The sequence below is a fragment of the Diaphorobacter limosus genome (assembly GCF_033100095.1).
GTDB lineage: Bacteria > Pseudomonadota > Gammaproteobacteria > Burkholderiales > Burkholderiaceae_C > Alicycliphilus > Alicycliphilus limosus.
This window is the reverse complement of record NZ_CP136921.1, coordinates 3,444,254-3,465,941: the sequence shown is the minus strand read 5'-3', so window position 1 is coordinate 3,465,941 and position 21,688 is coordinate 3,444,254. Positions and strand designations below refer to the sequence as shown.

Sequence of the window (21,688 nt, the reverse complement as noted above, 5' to 3'; positions counted from 1 at the left end):
GCCCCTGTGCGCGTCAGCCCAGCAGGCGCTGGCCCGTCAGCCGCTCATGCTCGCGCGCGGCGTAGCGGTCGGTCATGCCGGCGATGAAGTCGGCGACTGTGCGCGCGCGCTGCTGCGCGTCGCCCTCCAGGGCCCACCCGGCCTGCGCCGCCGGCATCTGGCGCGGTTCGGCCTGGTAGAGGGCAAACAGCTCGCGCACCACCTGGCGCGCGCCATCGGTGGTCTGCACCACCTGGGGGTGACGGTACAGCTCGCGGAACAAAAAACTCTTGAGCTGGCGCGACTGGGCACGCATGCCGGCCGAGAACCCCACCAGCGCCGGCAGGCCGCGCACGGCGTCCACGTCGGAGGGCGCATGTTCGGCCAGGGCCGCGCGCGTGGCGGCGATCACGTCATACACCTGGTCGCTGAGCATGCGGCGTATGGCCTCGCTCAATAGCCGACGCCGGCCCGTGGCCCGCCCCAACTGCGGGTACTGCGCCTGCGCCTGGGCGCGGTAGCGCTCGAACAGCGGCACCTCGCGCAGCTGCTCCAGGGTGATCAGGCCGGAGCGGACGCCGTCGTCGATGTCGTGCGCGTTGTAGGCGATCTCGTCGGCCAGGTTGCACAGCTGCGCCTCCAGGCTGGGTTGCTGGCCCAGCAGAAAGCGCCGCCCCACCCCGCCGCTCTCGCGCGCCTCGATCAACTCGGCGTTGCGGCGCGAGCAATGCTTCAGGATGCCCTCGCGCGTCTCGAAAGTCAGGTTGATGCCGTCGTACGCCGGGTAGCGGTCTTCCAGCGCATCCACCACGCGCAGGCTCTGCAGGTTGTGCTCGAAGCCGCCAAAGCCGGTCATGCAGTCGTTCAGCGCGTCCTGCCCGGCGTGGCCGAAGGGCGTGTGGCCCAGGTCATGCGCCAGGCAGATGGCCTCGACCAGATCCTCGTTCAGGCGCAGCGAGCGCGCGATGGAGCGGCCCAGCTGTGCCACCTCCAGCGAATGCGTGAGCCGGGTGCGAAACAAATCCCCCTCGTGGTTCAAGAACACCTGGGTCTTGTAGACCAGGCGCCTGAAGGCCGTGGAATGCACGATGCGGTCGCGGTCGCGCTGGTACTCGGTGCGCGTGGGCGCCGGCGGCTCGAAGTACCGGCGGCCACGGCTCAACGCCGGATCACAGGCGTAGGGGGCCAGGCCGGTTTCATGCATCAAAAAGGCCTCCAGCGCTTTACCATCAGGCGCAAACAGCTATTATTAATATAGCATCAGACGATTGCGCAGCAATGGTCTATGACCTCGCGCACCAGCGCATCGGGCGCGGCGCGCATGATGGCCTGGCCCGGCCCGGCTATGAGCACAAAGCGGATCTCGCCGGCCTCGGCCTTTTTGTCCACGCGCATCAGCTGCAGGTAGCGGCCGGCGTTGTCTGCCGCGTCCAGCACCGGGCCGCGCGTGGGCAGGCCGGCGCGTGCAATCAAATCCGTCAGGCGCTGCACAAAGGCCGCATCGACCAGCCCCAGGCGGCGCGAGAGCTCGGCCGCCATCACCATGCCCGCCGCCACGCCCTCGCCATGCAGCCAGACGCCGTAGCCCATGCCGGCCTCGATGGCGTGGCCGAAGGTGTGGCCAAAGTTCAGAATGGCGCGCAGGCCCGATTCGCGCTCGTCCGCGCCGACCACCGCCGCCTTGATCTCGCAGCTGCGCCTGACGGCATGCGCCAGCGCGGCGCGATCGCGCGCCAGCAGCGCATCCATGTTCTGCTCCAGCCAGGCAAAGAGCTGCATGTCGGCAATCGGCCCATACTTGATGACCTCGGCCAGGCCGGCGGCCAGCTCGCGCGCGGGCAAGGTGTCCAGCGTCGCCAGGTCGCACAGCACCAGCCGCGGCTGGTAGAAGGCGCCGATCATGTTCTTGCCCAGCGGGTGGTTGATGGCGGTCTTGCCACCCACCGACGAGTCCACCTGCGCCAGCAGCGTCGTCGGCACCTGCACAAACGGCACGCCGCGCATATAGCAGGCGGCGGCAAAGCCCGTCATGTCGCCAATCACGCCGCCGCCCAGGGCGTAGAGCACCACCTTGCGGTCGCAGGCGTGGGACAGCAGGGCGTCGAAGATCAGGTTCAGGGTCTGCCAGGTCTTGTGCTCCTCGCCGTCGGGCAGGACGACGCTGTGCACCACCGGGTAGCGCTGGCGCAGGGCCGCCGCCAGCGCCGCGCCATACAGTGGCTGCACTACCGTGTTGCTCACCACCAGCGCCGCCGTGCCGGCGGGCACATCGGCGCGCTGCGCCAGGCTGGCCAGCATATCGGCGCCAATGGCTATGTCGTAGCTGCGCTCGTCCAGTGCGATGCGAACGGTGTCTGTGGCCGGCAGGGTGGCTTGCGTCATGGGTGGTGGAATCGGGACGGGTTCAAACAAGGGGAAAATTATCGCTGGCGTCCAGCAGGGTGCTGATTTTCGCCTCCAGCTCGCATGCAGCAAGCGCGAACTGCTATCAAAACAAAAGCATCCAGGCTATCAGGGCGCCCTGCCGCCGACACCCGCCAGGCGCTGCAGCAGGCCGGCGGTGGAGCCATCCAGCCCCGCCACATCGCCCGTGTGCAGGCGCGGCTGCAGGTCCTGCGCCAGCTGCTTGCCCAGCTCGACACCCCATTGGTCAAAGCTGTTGATGCCCCACAGGCTGCCGCTGCAGAACACGCGGTGCTCCTGCAGCGCCAGGTAGGCGCCCAGCGACGCGGGCGTGAGCGCGTCCAGCAGCACAAAGCTGCTCGGCCGGTTGCCGGGGAAATGCCGGTGGCCGCAACCGCTGGCGCGCCCCTGCATCAGCGCCTGTGCCTGGGCCAGCGCATTGGCCAGCAGCATCTGGTGGTGGCCGGCCAGGCCGTGGGCGCTGTCGCGCACGGCGATGATCTCCAGCGCCTGCACGTCGGGCCCCTGGTGCAGCAGCTGGAAGAAGGCATGCTGGCCGTTGCTGCCGGGCTCGCCCCAGATCACGGGCGCGGTGGCCATGGGCAGGGCGCGGCCCTGGCTGTCCACGCGCTTGCCGTTGCTCTCCATCTCCAGCTGCTGCAGGTAGGCCGGCAGGCGCTGCAGCCAGGCGTGGTAGGGCGCGATGCAGCGGCTGGGCAGGCCCAGGAAGTTGCGGTACCAGATGTCCAGCAGCGCCAGGCGCACGGGCAGGTTGTGCGCCAGCGGCGCGCTGCGGAAATGCTCGTCCATGGCATGCGCCCCGGCCAGGAAGTCGCGGAAACCCGCCGCGCCTATGGCGATGGCTATCGGCAGACCTATGGCCGACCACAGCGAATAGCGCCCACCCACCCAGTCCCAGAAGCCGAAGGTGCGGCTCATGCCCCACTCGGCCGCCTTGGCGACGTTGGCCGTCAGCGCCACGAAATGCCGCGCCACATCCTGCCCGCCCTGGGCGGCAAACCAGTCCAGCGCCGAGCGCGCGTTGGCCATGGTCTCCAGCGTGGTGAAGGTCTTGGAGGCGACGATGAACAGCGTGCTCTCGGGCCGCACGGCCTGCAGCACGCTGGCCAGCTCATGGCCGTCGATGTTGGAGACGAAGTGAAAGCGCCGGCCCGGCAACTGGTGGGCCTGCAGCGCGCGCACCGCCATGTGCGGCCCCAGATCCGAGCCGCCGATGCCGATGTTGACGATGTCGGTGATCTGCGCGTCGGCGCGTACGGCCTCGGCAAAGGCCAGCATGGCATCCAGCGTGGCGTGCACCTCCTGCAGGGCCTGGGCGACGAAGGGCTCGTCACCGGGCAGGGCCAGGCCCCGGGGGCGGCGCAGCAGGGTGTGCAGCGCGGCGCGGCCCTCGGTGCTGTTGACGGCCTGGCCGGCGAACATGGCGTCGCGGCTGTGCTCCAGCCGGCAGGCGCGCGCCATGTCCAGCAGCAGCGCCTCGGCCTGCCTGTCCCACAGGTTCTTGGACAGGTCGGCAAACACATGGGGCGCCTGCTGGCTGAAATGCGCGAAGCGCCCCGCGTCCTCGGCAAAGGCGCGCCGCAAGTCCAGGCCACGCCCTTGGGCCTGGTAATGCGCCTGCAGCTGCGCCCACTGCGGCGTCTCGTCGCAACGCGGGTGCATGGTGGGGTCAGCGCTTTTTGACAACGACGCTGCCCACCGAGTAGCCCGCGCCAAACGAGCAGACCACGCCCACATCGCCCGCGGCCAGGTCGGCGCGGTGCTGGTGAAAGGCAATGATGGAGCCGGCCGACGCGGTGTTGGCAAACTCATCCAGGATCAGCGGCGCGCGGTCGGCGCCGGCCTCGCCCAGCAGCCGCTTGATGACCAGCTGGTTCATGCCCTCGTTCGCCTGGTGCAGCCAGAAGCGGCGCACGCCGGCGGGCTGCAGGCCCAGGCTGGCCAGGTGCCCCTCGATATGCGCGGCGGCGATGGGCACCACCTCCTTGAACACCTTGCGCCCCTCCTGGCGGAAGGTCTTGTCGCGCGCCTTGGGGTCGCTGTCTTCGCTGCGGTTCAGAAAGCCGAAGTTGTTGCGGATGTTGTTGGAGAACTGCGTTGCCAGGCGCGTGCCCAGCACCTCCCAGGCGCCGGGGTTGCTGGCCAGGTCGGCGCGCTCTATCAGCAGCGCCGTGCACACGTCGCCAAAGATGAAATGGCAGTCGCGATCCGTCCAGGCCTGGTGGCCGGAGGTGATCTCGGGGTTCACCACCAGCACGCAGCGGGCCGTGCCCGCGCGCACGGCGTTCACCGCCTGCTCTATGGCAAAGGTGGCCGAGGAGCAGGCCACGTTCATGTCGAAGCCGTAGCCGCCCGCGCCCAGGGCCTGCTGGATCTCGATGGCGATCGCCGGGTAGGCGCGCTGCATGTTGGAGGCGGCGCAGAGCACCATATCGACATCGGCCCCGCTCCTGCCGGCCTGGGCCAGCGCCTGGCCGGCGGCGGCCACGGCCATCTCGGCCATCATCGACAGCTCGCCGTCGGCGCGCTCGGCGTAATGCGGGTACATGCGCTCGGGGTCGAGAATGCCGCGCTTGTCGAACACATGGCGCTGCTTGATGCCGGAGGCCTTCTCGATGAACTCGACGCTGGACGGCTGCAGGGCCACGCGCGTGCCGGCGGCAATGGCGTCGGCGTGGCGCGCGTTGTCCAGTTCCACGAAGCGGTTGAAGGACTCCACCAGCTCGGCGTTGGTGATGGTGTGCGGCGGCTGGACCAGGCCAGTGCCGCTGATGACGACGGAATGCATAGGTTGTCTTGTCCCGCGCCCATGGGCATGGGCGCGTGTTGCAAAGGAAGGGGCAGTCAGGCTGCCTGGATCAGCTGCTCCAGCCTGGCGGCGTCGGCGGCGAAGGCGCGAATGCCCTCGGCCAGCTTCTCGGTGGCCATGGCGTCGGCGTTGAGCGCGTAGCGGAACCCGGCCTCGTCGTACTGCACCGGCTCCAGGCGCACGCGGCGCGCGGCCTCGGGGTCAAGCACACGCTGCACCGGCGCATCACTGGCCGCCAGCTGGGCCAGCAGCTCGGGGGCGATGGTCAGCAGGTCGCAGCCGGCCAGCGCGATGATCTGGCCGATGTTGCGAAAGCTCGCCCCCATGACCTCGGTGGCGATGCCGAAATGCTTGTAGTGGTTGTAGATGGCGCGCACGGACTGCACGCCGGGGTCGTTGGCGCCGGCCATGGCCGCCTCATCCCAGGCGCTGCCGGCATGCTTCTTGTACCAGTCGTAGATGCGGCCGACAAAGGGCGAGATCAGCTGCACCCTGGCCTGGCCGCAGGCCACCGCCTGGGCGAAGGAGAACAGCAGCGTCAGGTTGGTGTGTATGCCGCGCGCCTCCAGCTGGCGCGCCGCCTGTATGCCCTCCCAGGTGGCGGCGATCTTGATCAGCACGCGGTCGATATGCAGCCCTTCAGCCTGGTACAGCTCCACGATGCGCTCGGCGCGCGCCACGGTGGCGGCGCTGTCGAAGGACAGGCGCGCATCGACCTCGGTGGACACGCGCCCGGGGATGATGGACAGGATCTCGCAGCCAAAGCGCACGATGAGTCTGTCCATGACCTCATCCATGCCCCGGCCCTGCCAACGCGCCACCGTTTGCTGCAGCAGCGGCGCGTATTCGGGTTTTTGCACCGCCTTCAGGATCAGCGAGGGGTTGGTCGTCGCATCCTGCGGCTGGAACTGCGCCAGTTGCTTGAAGTCGCCGGTATCGGCCACCACGGTGGTGAATTGCTTGAGTGCGTCGAGTTGGTTCATGCGAGTCTTCGGTAGCCAGGGCCTCAAGTGTATGCGGGGCGCAGGCCATGAAACCCGGTTACATTGCGCAGGCACCCACTCCCACCCACTCCCACCCACTCCCGCCCATTCCATGCTGGATCGCATCACCGCCTCCCTGCCCTCCCTGGCGCCCGCAGAGCAGCGCGTGGCCCAGCTCGTGCTGGACGACCCGCGCGCCTTCGCCCGTCTGCCGGTGCGCGAGCTGGCCGCGCGCGCCCAGGTCAGCAAGCCCACGGTGGTGCGCTTTTGCCGCAGCATGGGCTATGACGGGCTGGCCGACTTCAAGCTCAAGCTGGCCGGCAGCGTGAGCGAGGGCGTGCCCTTCATCCACCGCAGCGTGGACGCCGACGACAAGACCGGCGACGTGCTGGTGAAGGTGGTGGACAACGCCGTGGCCGCCTTTTTGCAGTACCGCAACGCCGCCAGCGGCAACGCCCTGGAGCGCGCCGCCGAGGCCATCGTCGCCACCTGGAAGACCGGCCGGCGCATCGAGTTCTACGGCGCCGGCAACTCCGGCATCGTGGCCCAGGACGCGCAGCACAAGTTCTTTCGCTTAGGGGTCACCAGCCTGTCCAGCAGCGACGGCCATATCCAGGTCATGAGCGCCACGCTGCTCGGCCCGGGCGACTGCGCGGTGATCATCAGCAACTCCGGCCGCACGCGCGACCTGATGGACGCGGCCGACATCGCGCGCAAGAACGGCGCCACGACCATCGCCATCACCGCCAGCGGCTCGCCCCTGGCGCACAGCTGCCACGTCCACCTGGCCGCCGACCACCCCGAGGGCTACGACCGCTACAGCCCCATGGTCTCGCGCCTGTTGCACCTGCTCATCATCGACGTGCTGGCCACCTGCGTGGCGCTGCGCATTGGCGAGCCGCTGCAGCCGGTGCTGCAGCAGATGAAGAACAATCTGCGCGCGAAACGCTACACGTAAAAACAATAGCTGTCAGCGCTTGATGGGTAAGCGTTTGACAGCAATTTGAGCAGATTTTTAGTGCTGAACTGGAGCGCCGGCGTCTCGCCGGCATACCGCTCCAGGAGAGCCGGCGAGACGCCGGCGCTCCTGCTCAACGCCCGTAGGTCGCCGTGAAGGAAGCCTTGGCCAGGGTGTTGGCATTGACCATGAAGCCGGTCAGCGCGGCGGGCGCGTCGTCGGGCACGTCAATGCGATCCACCGACAGCGCATGCACGGTGAAGATGTAGCGGTGCGGCTTGTCGCCGGGCGGCGGGCAGCAGCCGCCCCAGGAGTAGCTGCCGTAGTCATTGCGGATCTGGCGCGCGCCCTGGGGCAGGTTGGCGCCGCCCTGGGCGCCGGCGTTGGCGGCCAGCTCGGTCACGCCGGCTGGCAGGTCGATCACATACCAGTGCCAGAAGCCCGAGCCCGTGGGCGCGTCCGGGTCGTAGACATGCACGGCGAAGCTCTTAGCTCCCACGGGGGCGCCACTCCAGCGCAGCACGGGCGACTGGTTCTTGCCGCTGCAGCCAAAGCCGTCGAACTCGAAGCTCGGGTCAATGCTGGCGCCGGCGGCAATGTCGGGGCTGCTGAGGGTGAAGGTGGTCATGGGCAATGCTCCTTTGCTGTGATGAACATGAGGCCCGCAGTATGCCCCGCCGCTACGCCCCCGAAATGCGCCCCTCCTCGACGGCATGGCAGGCCACGCGTGTGCCGCCCTGGTTCAACAGCTGCGGGCGCTCGCTACGGCAGCGGTCGTTGGCAAACGGGCAGCGCGGGTTGAAGGCGCAGCCGGGCGGCGGGTTGAGTGGATTGGGCACCTCGCCCTGCACTGGCGTGCGCGCGCGGCCGGTGTCATGCATCTTGGGGATGGCGTCCAGCAGCATGCGCGTGTACGGGTGGCGCGGGCTGGCAAACAGCTGCTGCTTGTCGGCCAGCTCCACCAGGCGGCCCAGGTACATCACGCCGACCTGGTCGCTCACATGGCGCACCACGGCCAGGTTGTGGCTGATGAACAGATAGGTCAGGCCCTGCTTCTTCTGCAGGTCCTTCATGATGTTCAGCACCTGGGCCTGCACCGATACGTCCAGGGCGCTGGTGGGTTCGTCGCAGACCAGAAATTCGGGCTCGGTGGCCAGGGCGCGTGCGATGGAGATGCGCTGGCGCTGCCCGCCCGAGAACTGGTGCGGGTACTTGGCCATGTCGGCCGCGGCCAGGCCCACGGAAGTGAGCAGCTGGCCCACGCGCTCCTTGAGCGCGGCCTTGTCGCTGATCAGGCCATGCTCGCGCAGCGGCTCGGCGATGATGTCTTCGACCAGCCAGCGCGGGTTCAGGCTGGCATACGGGTCCTGGAAAATCATCTGTATGCGCCGGCGCATTGTGCGTGCGTCGTTGCCCTTGAAGGCCGCGTGCGCATCCTGGCCGTCAAACGTGAAGCCGCCGCGCGTGGGCTCGTACAGGCCGACCAGCAGGCGCGCCACCGTGCTCTTGCCGCAGCCGGATTCGCCCACCAGGGCCAGGGTCTTGCCCTTTTCGATCTCGAAGCTCACGCCGTCCACGGCGTGCAGCAGCTGGCGCGGCTTGCGCTCGATCACCCGGTTGAGCCAGGGGGCGGAGACGTCGAAGGTGCGCGCCAGGTCGTGCGCCTGCACCAGCGGCTTTACCTCTCCCGCCCCCTTTGGGGGAGGGTTGGGGTGGGGGCCGGCACCGCCCGCGCCCTGCTCAACGAGGCTGGCCCCCATCCCGGCCTTCCCCCAGAGGGGGAAGGAGACATTGCCCGTGCTCATGCGGCCTCCTTGTTCGCGGCGTGCAGCCAGCAGGCGGCCTGGGTGGCGCCTGCGCTCATCAGGTCGGGCCGCTCCTGGCGGCAGCGCTCAAAGACTTTCGGGCAGCGCGGGTTGAAGGCGCAGCCCTTCGGGATGGCGTTCAGGCGCGGCATGGCGCCGTCGATCTGGTTCAGGCGCTCGCGCTCCTCCTCCATGTCGGGGATGGAGGCCATGAGGCCGACGGTATAGGGATGGGCGGGGTGGTTGATGACCTCGTGCACGGGGCCGATCTCGGCCACGCGGCCGGCATACATCACGGCCACGCGGTCGCAGGTCTCGGCGATCACGCCCATGTCGTGCGTGATCAGCATCACGGCCGCGCCGCGCGTCTTGCAGATGGTCTTCAAGAGCCCAATGATCTGCGCCTGGATGGACACGTCCAGCGCCGTGGTCGGCTCGTCGGCCACGATGAGCTGCGGCTCGGCCGCCAGCGCCAGGGCGATCACCACGCGCTGGCGCATGCCGCCCGAGAACTGGTGCGGGTAGTGATCGACGCGCTGCTCGGCCGCAGGGATGCCGGTGTCCTTGAGCAGCTCCACGGCGCGCTGGCGCGCCTGCGCGGCGTTCATGGGCAGGTGGGTCAATATGGTCTCGACCAGCTGCTGGCCCACGGTGTACAGCGGGTTCAGCGAGGTCAGCGGATCCTGGAAGATGGCCCCTATCTTGCGCCCGCGGATATGGCGCATCTGCTCGTGGCCCAGGTTGTCTATGCGCTGACCCTCCAGCCGGATCTGGCCGCTGGCCACCCGCCCCGGCGGCTCCAGCAGGCCGATGATGGAGGCGCCGGTGAGCGACTTGCCCGCGCCCGATTCGCCCACCACGCCCAGGATCTCGCCCGGCGCGATGGAGAACGACACATCGTCCAGCGCCCGCAGCGTGCCGCGGCGGCCGGGGAATTCAACGACCAGGTTTTGTACTTCGAGTAAGGACATAGGCTTCAACGCAAACGGGGATTGAGCGCATCACGCAGCCAGTCGCCCAGCAGGTTCACCGACAGGGCGATCAGCACCAGCATCACGCCGGGGAAGATGGTGATCCACCACTCGCCCGAAAACAAATAGTCGTTGCCGATGCGGATCAGCGTGCCCAGCGACGGCGAGGTGGGTGGCGCGCCCACGCCCAGGAACGACAGCGTGGCCTCGGTGATGATGGCCGTGGCCACCTGTATGGTGGCCAGCACCATCACCGGCCCCAGCACATTGGGCAGCACATGCTTGCGCATGATGCGCATCGGCGCCACGCCGGTCACGCGGGCGGCCTGCACATATTCCTTGTTGCGCTCCACCAGCGTGGAGCCGCGCACCGTGCGCGCGTACTGCACCCAGCCGGTCAGCGAAATCGCCATGATCAGCACGCCGAAGGCCAGCCACTCGGGAGCATTCGGAAACACCGCGCGCGCCACGCCGGCAATCAGCAGAGCGATCAGGATGGCGGGAAACGACAACATCACGTCGCACATGCGCATCAGCAGGCCATCGACCCAGCCGCCGCGAAAACCCGCCACCAGGCCCAGGGCCACACCCAGCACCACCGACAGCAGCACCGAGGCCAGACCGACGATGAGCGAGATGCGCGCGCCGTAGATCAGCGCCGAGAGGATGTCGCGCCCCTGGTCATCCGTTCCCAGCGGGTACTTGCTGGTGCCGCCCTCCAGCCACCAGGGCGGCAGGCGCGCGTCCGACAGCTCCAGCGTGGACAGGTCGAACGGGTTGTGTGGCGCGACCCAGCCGGCAAACAGCGCGCAGACCGCGCAGACCAGAGCAATCAGCGCCGCCAGAATGGCCACGGGCGAGGATCGGAAACTGTGGGCCACGTCGCTGTCATACCAGCGCGATAAGGTGTTCATCATGGCTGCAAATCGTTGGTTACTATTAAATTAGTAGCTTGTTGCGCTTGATTGACGGGCGCTACAGGCCATTTTTATGTTTATTGCCCGCCCGCCAACGGCATGGCACGCTCCACCAGCCCGGCATGCAGCGCCGCGCCCAGGGGCAGGATGTCGTCGTTGAAGTCGTAGCGGCTGTTGTGCAAGGTGCTGTTGCCCGCGCCCATGCCCTGGCCCAGGCGCAGGTAGGCGCCGGGGCGGGACTGCAGCATGAAGGAGAAATCCTCCGCGCCCATGCTGGGCTCCAGGTCACGGTCCACACCATCCTCGCCCACCAGGGCGGCGGCCACGTCGCCGGCAAAGCGCGCCTCGGCCTCGGTGTTGATGGTGGCGGGGTAGATGCGCTCATAGCGCACCGTGGCCGTGGCGCCAAAGCCCAGGGCCGTGGCGTGGCACAAGTCCTTGATGCGCTGCTCCACCATGTCCTGCACGGCGGGGTCGAAGGCGCGCACCGTGCCCACCAGCGTGGCCTGGCCCGGCAGCACGCTGAAGGCGCCCAGGTCGCCGGCCTGCACCGCGCACAGGCTGACCACCGCGCTGTCGAGTGCGCGCACATTGCGCGAGACGATGCTTTGCAGCGCCGTGATGATGTGCCCCGCCACCAGCACCACATCCACCGTCTGGTAGGGGTGGGCGCCGTGGCCGCCGCGACCGGTGATGTCTATGGTCACCCGGTCGGCGGCGGCCATCATCGCGCCGCTGTTGATGCCCACGGTGCCGGGCTTCATCGCCGGCCAGTTGTGCATGGCGTACACCGACTGCACGGGAAAGCGATCGAACAGCCCGTCCTCGATCATCACGCGTGCCCCGCCCATGCCCTCCTCGGCCGGCTGGAAGATCAGCACCGCCGTGCCGTCAAACTGCCGCGTGGCCGCCAGATAGCGCGCCGCGCCCACCAGCATGGTGGTGTGGCCGTCGTGGCCGCAGCCGTGCATCAGGCCGCTCTTGGCGGACTTCCAGGCGAAGTCGTTGTGCTCGGTCATCGGCAGTGCGTCCATGTCGGCGCGCAGGCCAATCATGCTGCCGCTGCTGCGCCCCTGGCCGTGGATCACGCCGACCACGCCGGTGCGGCCCACGCCCTCGTGCACCTCGTCGACGCCGGCGGCGCGCAGCGCCTCACACACGCGGGCGCTGGTGTAGACCTCCTCAAAGCCCAGCTCGGGGTGGGCATGCAGGTCGCGGCGCAGCGCGGTGAGCTCGGGGTGAAACTCGGCGATCTGCGCAAAGGCGCGCCCGCCGGCCTTGAAGCGCGGAGCCAGCATCAATGCCCTCCCTTGCCACCCACGCGCAGGCGCGGATCGACGACGAAGTACAGCAGGTCCACCACCAGATTGATGACCACGAAGATCAGCGCGATCAGGCACAGGTAGGCGGCCATCACCGGAATGTCGGCAAAGGTCACGGCCTGGATGAACAGCAGGCCCATGCCGGGCCACTGGAACACGGTCTCGGTGATGATGGCGAAGGCGATCAGGCCGCCCAGCTGCAGGCCGGTGATGGTCATCACCGGCACCAGGGTGTTCTTGAGCGCATGGCCGAAGTGGATGGCCCGGTCACTCAACCCGCGCGCGCGGGCGAACTTGATGTAGTCGGTGCGCAGCACCTCCAGCATCTCGGCGCGCACCAGGCGCATGATCAGCGTCAGCTGAAAGATGGCCAGGGTGATGGCCGGCAGCACGATGTGGTGCCAGCCCTTGGCCGTCAGCAGCCCCGTGCTCCACCAGCCCAGCTGCACCACCTCGCCGCGCCCGAAGCTGGGGAACCAGCCCAGCGTCACCGAGAACACCAGGATCAGCAGAATGCCGATCAGAAAGGTGGGCAGCGACACACCCAGCAGCGACAGCGTCATGAACAGCTGGCTCATGAAGCTGCCGCGCCTGAGCGCCGCATACACGCCCATGGGCACGCCCAGCGCCAGCGCGATGAAGGCCGCCACCAGCGACAGCTCCAGCGTGGCCGGAAAGCGCTCGGCGATCAGGCGCGAGACCTTGGCGCCCTGGCGCAGCGACAGGCCGAACTCGCCCTGCGCCGCATTCACCAGGAAATGCCAGAACTGCACCACGAAGGGCTTGTCCAGCCCCAGTGCGGCGCGCATCTCGGCCACCTGGTCGGGCGTGGCGTCCTGCCCGAGCAGGATGGCCACCGGGTCGCCCACGAACTGGAACAACATGAAGGCAATGAAGGCCACGGTGACCATGACGATCACGGCCTGCAGGAGGCGGCGCAGTATGAAGGCAAGCATTGTTGTATGAGCGCAGTAGGTCGGGCCATGCTACACCGGCCCGTAGAGTTGCGACAGTCGGCCGAGCAGGTATTTCGTCCCGCCATCGGGCTCGGTGATCCAGAGTTTTCTTGAAAGCCGGCAACACTTGTCTGGCACAGCTTTACTCCCTCTCCCCCAAGGGGGAGAGGGTGGGGGTGAGGGGGTGATGAGCCGCAGCGCCCTTATTAACCACCCTCACCCCAGCCCTCTCCCGCCAGCGGGAGAGGGTGCAAAAATCAGTTGATCTTCACCAGCCGCATATCCACCCGGTTGTCCGCGCGGTGCACCAGCTCCACCTTTTTCTTCATGGCCCAGGGGATGACCTGGTCGTACAGCGGAATATGCGACACGGTTTCGCCCGAGAGCTGCAGCGCCTCGGTCAGCATGCGCGTGCGCACGGGGGCGTCGGTCTCCACCTTGACGCGGTCTACCAGGTAGTCCATGCGCTCATTTTTGTAGCGCCCCACGTTGTAATTGCCGTCGCCCCCCTGGCCCACGCTGCGCGTGAGCGACTGCAGGCTGTACAGCGCATCAAAGGTCGGCACGCCCCAGCCCAGCATGTAGATGCTGGCCTCGCTGCGCTGGATCATGGGGAAGTAGCTCACCAGCGGCAGGGTGCGCAGCTTGGCCTTGACGCCAATGCGCGCCCACATCGCGGTCACCGCCTGGCAAATGGCCTCGTCGTTGATGTAGCGGTTGTTCGGACAGGCGAAGTCCACCTCGAAACCCTCGGCGTAGCCGGCCTCGGCCAGCAGCTTCTTGGCGCCTTCCACGTCATAGGGCAGGCGATTGCCCACGGCCTCGGTCCAGCCCGCCACCTGCGGCGCCACCAGGGTGCCCGTGGGTTTGCCCAAGCCGCGCAGGATGTTGCGCGTGAGCGCGTTGGCGTCGATGGCCTGGTACAAGGCCTTGCGCACGCGCAAGTCCTTGAGCGGGTTCTTGCCCTTCACATTGGAGCCCACCAGCTCGTCGCGAAACTGATCCATGCCCAGGAAGATGGTGCGGTTCTCCAGGCCATCGACCACGCGGATGTCGTCCGTGGAACGCAGGCGCTGCAAGTCCTGCGGCGAAGGGTCGAGCACCATGTCCACCTCGCCCGAGAGCAGCGCGGCGATGCGCGTAGCCGCCGACTTGATCGGCGTGTAGACGATCTCGGTCACATTGCCGTCCATCTGGCCCCACCAGTTCGGGTTGCGCTTGAAGACCATCTTCACGTCCGGCTGCCAAGACTCCAGGGTGTACGGCCCCGTGCCCATGGCATTGCGGTGGGCGAAGTTCTCGTCCTTGCCCTTCATATCCTTGGGTTCGACCGACTTGTTCTTCTCGGCCCAGGCCTTGCTCATCATGCGCAGCTCGGTCATCTGGCGCAGCAGCACCGGGTTGGGCGCCGCCAGGAAGACATCGATGGTGCCGGCATCCACCTTGGCCACCTTGCTGATGCCCTGCACATAAGGCGTGTAGTTGGAGGTCTTGGACATGGCGCGCTGCAGCGAATACACCGCATCGTCGGCCGTGAAGGCCGAGCCATCCTGGAACTTCACGCCCTGGCGCAGCGTAAAGCGCACCTGCGTGGGGCTGACCTCGCGCCAGGCTGTGGCCAGCAAGGGCTCCACGGCAAAGGTGCGGCTGTTGTAATACACCAGGCTTTCGTACACGTAGGAGTGCAGCGCGTTCTGCAGCGCGTTGTTCTGCGAGTGAATGTCCCAGGTCGATATCTCGCCCTGGCTGGCCCATTTGAAAGTCTTGGCATGAGCCACAGGCGCGGCAGCCAGCACGGATGCTGCGGCCATGGACAGGAACAAGGCACGGAGTTGCATGGAAACCCTCTGAAAAGCAAAACCGGCGACTATGGCAGTGTGCGGCCCCTGTGCATGCAAGGGAAAACCCTGTGATGGCATTGGCATCCACTTTGCGGTTCGTCAAAGCAAAAAACCTCCCGAAGGAGGTTTTTGCGCCAGGGAATGGCTTGGGTCAGAAGCGGTGACGCACGCCGACGGTGATGCCGGTGCGGCTGCGGGCCTTGCTTGCCGTATCCAGCACGATCGCACTGCCGCCGCTGATGCTGGTGTGGTCCACGCCAAAGTAGGCGTCGGTGCGCTTGCTGAAGGCGTAGTCGGCAACCGCTACATAGAAGTTGGCATTGCCGTTGGACGTGCCCGTGGCCGAGCCCGTCTGCTTGCCGCGGAAGTAATGTGCGCCCAGGTTCAGCTGGGACGTGACTTGGTAGCCCACGCCGATCTTGAACAGCTGGCGCTTGTTGGCATCACCCGGCTGGTAGCCGCCGTTGCTCTGACCCGACCAGAACTGGCCCAGCAGGGCGCCATCCACCGCATTGCGAAAGCCCACGACCGGGCTGGTCACCGTGGCGAACTTGGCCTTGTTCAAGGCATAGCCGGTGCTCAGGTACCAGGGCCCCGTGCGGTACGAACCGCCCAACGTCCAGGCATCCACATCCGTGCCGCCGGGCAAGGTGGTGCGCAGATAGCCGCCACCCACGGCGGCACCGCTGGCGGCATAGCGCAGATAGCCGCCCATGGTCTTCCATGCGCCGCCATTGAGCGTGCCGGCCACGAAGGCGGGCACCTGGGCCGCAGAGCCGGGCAGGCCCGCTTCCAGTGCCTTGGTATCGTTGTTCTCATCAAAGGAATACTGCAACCCGCCCACAAAGCTGCGATCCGGCGTGGCGAACATGTACTTCAGCATGTTGCTGGTGCGCGCCCCCATGGCGAGGCCCAGTTCGGGCTTGTAGGCCTCCATGTAGGGCGAATAGGGGAAGGAGGCATAGGTGCTGGTCACCACGTCGAAGAGCACGTTCCACTGGCGCCCGGCGGTCAGGCGGCCGTAGGGGCCTTGCAGGCCGAGATAGGACAGCTGGAAGAACGGCGCGCCGATGGCTGAGTTGCCCGCGTCGGCGTCAAAACGGTTTTCCAGGAAGGCCAGGGCCTTGCTGCCGCCGCCCAGGTCTTCCTCAACATTGATGCCCCAGCGGCTTTGCGACATGCCGCCGCCTATCATCTTCGTCAGGCCGGTCTTGGCGGCACCCTCGTTATTGGTGTGGCGCACGGCCACGTCCACGATGCCCCACAGCTCCACCTTGCTGGTGTTGGCCGCCTGGGCCATAGCCGCTCCGGTGGCACACAGGGCCAGCGCGGCCAGGACGGTGTTTTTCTTGGTCAACAGACGCATGGCTTCTCTCGCTCCCTCTCAATAAAGTATCAGAAGGTTTCATTCTAAGAAGCCCCATCACAGGAACCAATACGCTATGGCATCCATGCCACAGGCGTTTCCCCTAGGTTGGTGTTACGCAGGCGACTGGCTTAACTGCGGACGAAAAAAAACCGCCACCCGAAGGCAGCGGTTTTTGGTCTTCATGCAAAGCTGGCTTCAAGCCAGCCGGGCATTAGAAGGCGTGGGTCATACCCACTTGCAGGCCTTGTTGCTTGCCGTTGTCAAGACCAGCGTCGCCGTTGATCGAGAAACGGGTGCCGCCGTTCTTGTTCTTCAGGTAGGCGTAGGTGCCGTACACGGAAGTGCGCTTGGACAGGCTGTAGATATAACCAATGGCGAAGTGATCGGCCTTGGCGTCGGCGGTGCCAGTCTGGCTGTCCTGATAGCGGTTGTAGGCGGCACGCACCAGACCGGGTCCCACGGGAGCAGTCACAGCCAGCATGTAGCCCTTGCGCTTGGCATCTGCACCAGTGGAGGCGAAGGCGAAGTTGTCCACGGTGGACTGGCGATAGCCAGCCAGCAGCTTGGCCACGCCGAGGTCATACGAACCACCCAGGCTCCAGGCAGTGATGTCACCAGCGGTCAAAGCGGAGTCATTGCGGCTCAGTTGCTCGCCGCTCAGGCCCAGGCTCAGAGGGCCGTTGTCGTAGGTTGCGCCCAGACCCATGTAGCGACGCTGGCTGTTCTGGCCAGCCACCTCACCAAAGCCATAGTTCGCCGCAACCTTGAAGCCTGCAAAGTTGGGCGACACATAGGTCACTGCGTTGCTCACGCGTTGATCGGTGGTGCGAGCGGCGTTGTCGACGGCACCAGCGGCATCACCATTGCCACCATTGGCCCACAGCTGGGAAGCACCCAGACCCACGGAACCGAACACGTCGTAACGGAACACAGCGCTATAGGCAGCGGTCAGTTCGCGGCCCAGGCGCACCTCACCGAAGCCGCCTTCCAGACCCACGGTGGAGCGGCGCTTGAAGGCAAAAGAGTTGCCATCGCCAGCAGCAGAGTAGCTCGAGTTGCCGTCGCCGTTGTCCAGATTCAGACCGGCTTCCAGCCAGAAGTTGGCCTTCAGGCCACCGCCCAGGTCTTCCGTGCCACGGAAGCCAATGCGGCTGGTCAACTGGTTGCCGGAGGTCAGGCCAGTCCAGTTCCGCGCGCCGTCGACAAAGGTCACGCCAGCATCGGCCACGCCAAACAGGGTCACGGAAGACTGCGCCATTGCGGCGCCGGAAGCGGCCAGCACTGCCAGGGCGATCAGGGATTTTTTCATTACGAGTACTCCAAGGTTAAACAGAGGGCACCGGATCGTGAGGGTCTTAGTGGGTGCTACCCGCACCCGCCCGCCGGCTCCCCGGGCCAACCTCCTGGTGGGGAAGTTGGTCTTATTGCAACAGAGGGCGCCAGGATGCGCAAAGAAATTCCCGTATTAACGGCCGAAAAGGGGGGTAAACGCAGTTTTCCGTTGCAGACCTGCAACATTTGCCTGGCGCCACCAGGCCATGGCCGGATCTGCGCCCGACCAGACTGCAGGCCTCTGGCATCGACGCATCAGCCCTCGACGATCTCGAAGCCCGTGGTGATCTGCGCCGTCTTGCCCAGCATGATGCTGGCCGAGCAGTATTTCTCGTGGCTCATGGCGATGGCACGCTCCACCGCGCTGGCCGGAATGCCGCGACCGGTGACGGTGAAGTGCATGTGGATGCGGGTGAAGACCTTGGGCTCGGTGGCGGCGCGCTCTGAGGTCAAGCGCACGCTACAGCCGCGCACGTCGTGGCGGCCACGCTTCAATATCAGCACCACGTCGTAGGCGGTGCAACCGCCGGTGCCGGCCAGCACGGCCTCCATGGGGCGTGGGGCCAGGTTCTGGCCACCGCTCTCGGGGCGCTCGGCGTCGGGCGCGCCGTCCATGGCCAGGATATGGCCGCTGCCGGTTTCGGCGATGAATCCCATGCCGGACCTTGTGCCGGCGTTGCCGGTCCAGCTGACGGTGCATTCCATGTGGCGTTTCTCCAACAATTAGGGCGAACCCTTAAAAAAATACCGATTTTGCTGCAATGCAAAAACCTTCGGGCATACAATGCAGCCATGCGTTACCCGTTACGCACTGTTAACAGAGCGGGGTTCGCACCGATTGTCTCCTCCATCTCCTCAAAGGATGGATTCAGCCCCAGGCTTTACCGCTTGGGGCTTTTTTTTGCCCCGCGCGGCCGCTGCGGACTGGCCCCTATGATGGCGCCCCGGCCGGCCGCGCACGAACGCCGCGCCGGATGACATCATGACCCAGCCCCTCACCCCCCTCGATTACCTGAAGAAAATTCTCACGGCGCGCGTCTACGACGTGGCCGTGGAGTCCGACCTGCAGCCCGCACGCGCGCTGTCGCGGCGCCTGCACAACAAGGTGCTGTTGAAGCGCGAGGATCAACAGCCGGTGTTCAGCTTCAAGCTGCGCGGCGCCTACAACAAGATGGCGCAGCTCTCGCCCGAGCAACTGGCCAAGGGGGTGATCTGCGCCTCGGCCGGCAACCACGCGCAGGGCGTGGCCATGAGCGCGGCCAGGCTGGGCACGCGCGCCGTGATCGTCATGCCGACCACCACGCCGCAGGTGAAGGTGGACGCGGTGAAGACGCTGGGCGGCGAGGTGGTGCTGGTGGGCGACAGCTATTCCGACGCCTACGAGCATTCGCTGCGCCTGCAGCAGGAGCAGGGCCTGAGCTTCGTCCACCCGTTTGACGACCCGGACGTGATCGCCGGCCAGGGCACGATCGCCATGGAGCTGCTGCGCCAGCTGCAGGCGCTGGGCAGCCACCGGCTGGATGCCGTGTTCGTGCCGATCGGCGGCGGCGGGCTGATTGCCGGCGTGGCCAATTACCTGAAGGCGGTGAGCCCGCAGACCAAGGTCATCGGCGTGCAGATGAACGACTCGGACGCCATGGCGCAATCGGCGCGTCAGCATGCGCGCGTGCAGCTGCCCGACGTGGGCCTGTTTGCCGATGGCACGGCCGTGAAGCTGGTGGGCGAGGAGACCTTCCGCGTGGCGCATGACCTGGTGGACGACTACGTGATCGTGGACACCGACGCCGTCTGCGCCGCCATCAAGGACATCTTTGCCGACACGCGCAGCATCGTCGAACCATCCGGCGCCCTGGGCGTGGCGGCAATCAAGCAATACGTGGCGAAGCACAAGACCAAGGGCGAGACCTACGCCACCATCCTCTCGGGCGCGAACATGAACTTCGACCGCCTGCGCTTCGTGGCCGAGCGCGCCGACGTGGGCGAGGAGCGCGAGGCGCTGTTCGCCGTCACCATCCCCGAGGAGCGCGGCAGCTTCAAGCGCTTTTGCGAGGTGGTGGGCGCGCTGCCCGGCGGGCCGCGCAACGTGACCGAGTTCAACTACCGCATCAGCCACGAGCGGCTGGCCCATGTGTTCGTGGGCCTGTCCACCCATGGCCGGGGCGAGTCGGAGAAGATCGCCAGGAATTTCGCCAAACAAGGCTTCGAGTCGCTGGACCTGACGCACGACGAGCTGGCCAAGGAGCATCTGCGCCACCTGGTGGGCGGGCGCTCGCAGCTGGCGCGCGACGAGCGCCTGATGCGCTTCACATTCCCCGAGCGGCCGGGCGCGCTGTTCAAGTTCTTGAGCCTGATGCAGCCGACCTGGAACATCTCGCTGTTCCACTACCGCAACCAGGGCGCGGACTATGGCCGCATTCTGGTCGGCATGCAGGTGCCGGCGGAGGATGCCGCCGCGTTCGACGCGTTCTTGCAGGCGCTGGGCTACCCTTATGTCGAGGAAACGCAGAACCCGGCGTACCGGCTGTTCCTGAAGGCCAATGGAGGCTGACAGCGCCTACTGGGAGCGCCGGCGTCTCGCCGGCATGGAAGCGCCAACAGCCATCAGTTAACAAGCACCCATGCAAGCCCTGCGCCACTACCTGCTGGCCGTGCAGTTCTTCACACGCCTGCCGGTCACGGGCCGGCTGGCGGCCTGGGTGGGCTATAGCCCGGCCATGCTGCGCGCGGCCAGCGCGCATTTCCCCGGTGTGGGCTGGCTGGTGGCAGCCGTGGCCATGGGCGTGTATGCGGCGCTTTGGTGGGCACTGGGCGGCCAGGGTTTTGCGCCGCTGGTGGCAGCCGTGGGCAGCACCATCGCCACGGTGCTGGTGACCGGTGGCTTTCACGAGGACGGTCTGGCCGACGTGGCCGACGGCCTGGGCGGGGCCTATGAGCGCGAGCGCGCGCTCACCATCATGAAGGACTCGCGCATTGGCGCATTCGGCGCCATGGCCCTGGTGCTGGCCCTTGGCGCCAAGCTGGCGCTGCTGGCGCAGCTGGGCAGCCTGGGGCTGGAGGTGGCGCTGTGGGCCCTACTGGGCGCGCATGTGCTCTCGCGCCTGTGGCCACTTTTCGTGGTGCGCGCCCTGCCCCATGTGGGGGATACGGCCACGTCCAAGAGCAAGCCGCTGGCAGATCAGATCACGGGTCGCGCCCTGGCGGCCGCAATCCTATGGTGTTTTTTGCCTCTAGCACTTATGTACCAAGCGCTAGGCGCTAGTGTTTTAATAGTATCCGTACTGTGCAGCGCCCTGGGCGGCGCCTGGATGCTGTGGCGTTTTGCCCGCCGCCTGCAGGGGTTTACCGGCGACTGCCTGGGCGCCACGCAGCAGGTGGCCGAGATTGCCTTCTACCTGGGCGCGGCCATGGCCCTGGCGCCACGCGCGGCATGAACGGCCCAAGGCTGTGGCTGGTGCGCCATGCGCGCCCGCTGGTCGCGCCCGGCCTGTGCTACGGCCGGCTGGACATGGCCGCCGACGCCAGCGCCAGCCGCAGCGCCGCCACGGCACTGGCACATGCCCTGCCGGCCAAGGTGGCCGGCGTATGGCATTCGCCACTACAAAGATGCGAGCTGCTGGCGCTTGAACTGCGGGCGCTGCGGCCCGATTTGGCTTCAAACCCGGAGCCGCGCATCGCCGAGACCGACTTTGGCGCCTGGGAGGGCCAGGCCTGGAGCGCCATCGCCCGCGCCGAGATCGACGCCTGGGCCACCAATCTGGCCGGCCATGCTCCCGGCGGCGGCGAGTCGCTGGCGGCCATGCTGCAGCGCGTGGCCCTGGCCCTGCGCGATGCCGCGGCCCGCGCCCATGACCAGGGCGCGGACATGGTCTGGATCAGCCATGCCGGGGTTGCGCGTTGCGTGCAATGGCTGCAGCAGCATGGGCCAGGACGTGCGCCGCAGGCGCATGAGTGGCCGCTGCAGGCACCTGATTTTGGCGCCTGGGTCAGCGTGGCCCTGCCAACCCAGGGCTGGGCCTGAGAGG

At 67.0% G+C, this 21,688-nt stretch carries 19 protein-coding genes; 4 read left to right on the top strand and 15 right to left on the bottom strand.

Annotated features, from left to right (window positions below; translation table 11 throughout):
- Positions 1-13 precede the first annotated feature (13 nt).
- The 5 genes from P4826_RS16590 to tal form a co-directional block, all read right to left on the bottom strand.
- The gene (locus tag P4826_RS16590) at positions 14-1,183 is read right to left on the bottom strand and encodes a deoxyguanosinetriphosphate triphosphohydrolase (protein ID WP_317701465.1); all 1,170 of its coding nucleotides are present in this window, start codon (positions 1,181-1,183) and stop codon (positions 14-16) included.
- Between the two features lie 56 nt (positions 1,184-1,239).
- Entirely contained in the window at positions 1,240-2,361 is a 1,122-nt protein-coding gene (gene aroB, locus P4826_RS16585) for a 3-dehydroquinate synthase (protein ID WP_317701464.1), read from the bottom strand.
- Between the two features lie 129 nt (positions 2,362-2,490).
- Positions 2,491-4,065: a glucose-6-phosphate isomerase gene (pgi, locus tag P4826_RS16580; protein WP_317701463.1), complete on the bottom strand. Its 1,575-nt coding sequence runs from the start codon at positions 4,063-4,065 to the stop codon at positions 2,491-2,493.
- A gap of 7 nt (positions 4,066-4,072) precedes the next feature.
- Entirely contained in the window at positions 4,073-5,191 is a 1,119-nt protein-coding gene (locus P4826_RS16575; protein WP_317701462.1) for a beta-ketoacyl-ACP synthase III, read from the bottom strand.
- A gap of 56 nt (positions 5,192-5,247) precedes the next feature.
- Positions 5,248-6,195 (bottom strand): transaldolase, encoded by a 948-nt coding sequence (gene tal / locus P4826_RS16570; protein ID WP_317701461.1) that lies wholly within the window; start codon positions 6,193-6,195, stop codon positions 5,248-5,250.
- A gap of 112 nt (positions 6,196-6,307) precedes the next feature.
- Between tal and P4826_RS16565 the strand changes: the two genes are divergently transcribed.
- Positions 6,308-7,153: a MurR/RpiR family transcriptional regulator gene (locus P4826_RS16565; protein ID WP_317701460.1), complete on the top strand. Its 846-nt coding sequence runs from the start codon at positions 6,308-6,310 to the stop codon at positions 7,151-7,153.
- Positions 7,154-7,286: 133 nt separating this feature from the next.
- On the opposite strand, the gene P4826_RS16560 is transcribed toward P4826_RS16565, so the two are convergent.
- The 10 genes from P4826_RS16560 to P4826_RS16515 all read right to left on the bottom strand — a co-directional run bounded on the left by P4826_RS16560 (position 7,287) and on the right by P4826_RS16515 (position 18,371).
- Positions 7,287-7,781 (bottom strand): YbhB/YbcL family Raf kinase inhibitor-like protein, encoded by a 495-nt coding sequence (locus P4826_RS16560; protein WP_317701459.1) that lies wholly within the window; start codon positions 7,779-7,781, stop codon positions 7,287-7,289.
- A 52-nt stretch (positions 7,782-7,833) separates the two neighbouring features.
- Positions 7,834-8,823 (bottom strand): ABC transporter ATP-binding protein, encoded by a 990-nt coding sequence (locus P4826_RS16555; protein ID WP_317703779.1) that lies wholly within the window; start codon positions 8,821-8,823, stop codon positions 7,834-7,836.
- Between the two features lie 131 nt (positions 8,824-8,954).
- Positions 8,955-9,929 (bottom strand): ABC transporter ATP-binding protein, encoded by a 975-nt coding sequence (locus P4826_RS16550; protein WP_317701458.1) that lies wholly within the window; start codon positions 9,927-9,929, stop codon positions 8,955-8,957.
- 5 nt (positions 9,930-9,934) lie between these two features.
- The gene (locus P4826_RS16545; protein WP_317701457.1) at positions 9,935-10,846 is read right to left on the bottom strand and encodes an ABC transporter permease; all 912 of its coding nucleotides are present in this window, start codon (positions 10,844-10,846) and stop codon (positions 9,935-9,937) included.
- A gap of 77 nt (positions 10,847-10,923) precedes the next feature.
- The gene (locus P4826_RS16540; protein ID WP_317701456.1) at positions 10,924-12,144 is read right to left on the bottom strand and encodes a M20 aminoacylase family protein; all 1,221 of its coding nucleotides are present in this window, start codon (positions 12,142-12,144) and stop codon (positions 10,924-10,926) included.
- Positions 12,144-13,124, bottom strand: coding sequence for an ABC transporter permease (locus P4826_RS16535; RefSeq protein ID WP_317701455.1), 981 nt, complete (start codon positions 13,122-13,124; stop codon positions 12,144-12,146). The genes P4826_RS16540 and P4826_RS16535 overlap by 1 nt, the downstream gene beginning before the upstream one ends.
- A gap of 257 nt (positions 13,125-13,381) precedes the next feature.
- The gene (locus P4826_RS16530; RefSeq protein ID WP_317701454.1) at positions 13,382-14,962 is read right to left on the bottom strand and encodes an ABC transporter substrate-binding protein; all 1,581 of its coding nucleotides are present in this window, start codon (positions 14,960-14,962) and stop codon (positions 13,382-13,384) included.
- A 154-nt stretch (positions 14,963-15,116) separates the two neighbouring features.
- The gene (locus P4826_RS16525) at positions 15,117-16,331 is read right to left on the bottom strand and encodes a porin (protein WP_317701453.1); all 1,215 of its coding nucleotides are present in this window, start codon (positions 16,329-16,331) and stop codon (positions 15,117-15,119) included.
- Positions 16,332-16,545: 214 nt separating this feature from the next.
- Positions 16,546-17,643, bottom strand: a complete 1,098-nt coding sequence (locus P4826_RS16520) for a porin (protein ID WP_317701452.1) — start codon at positions 17,641-17,643, stop codon at positions 16,546-16,548.
- 278 nt (positions 17,644-17,921) lie between these two features.
- The gene (locus tag P4826_RS16515; protein WP_317701451.1) at positions 17,922-18,371 is read right to left on the bottom strand and encodes an OsmC family protein; all 450 of its coding nucleotides are present in this window, start codon (positions 18,369-18,371) and stop codon (positions 17,922-17,924) included.
- 277 nt (positions 18,372-18,648) lie between these two features.
- Here P4826_RS16515 and ilvA point away from each other — a divergent pair, with 277 nt between their 5' ends.
- The 3 genes from ilvA to P4826_RS16500 all read left to right on the top strand — a co-directional run bounded on the left by ilvA (position 18,649) and on the right by P4826_RS16500 (position 21,684).
- A complete protein-coding gene (gene ilvA, locus P4826_RS16510; protein ID WP_317701450.1) occupies positions 18,649-20,214 on the top strand; it encodes a threonine ammonia-lyase, biosynthetic in 1,566 nt (521 codons plus the stop codon).
- 70 nt (positions 20,215-20,284) lie between these two features.
- A complete protein-coding gene (locus P4826_RS16505; RefSeq protein WP_317701449.1) occupies positions 20,285-21,097 on the top strand; it encodes an adenosylcobinamide-GDP ribazoletransferase in 813 nt (270 codons plus the stop codon).
- The gene (locus P4826_RS16500) at positions 21,094-21,684 is read left to right on the top strand and encodes a histidine phosphatase family protein (protein ID WP_317701448.1); all 591 of its coding nucleotides are present in this window, start codon (positions 21,094-21,096) and stop codon (positions 21,682-21,684) included. The genes P4826_RS16505 and P4826_RS16500 overlap by 4 nt, the downstream gene beginning before the upstream one ends.
- Positions 21,685-21,688 lie beyond the last annotated feature (4 nt).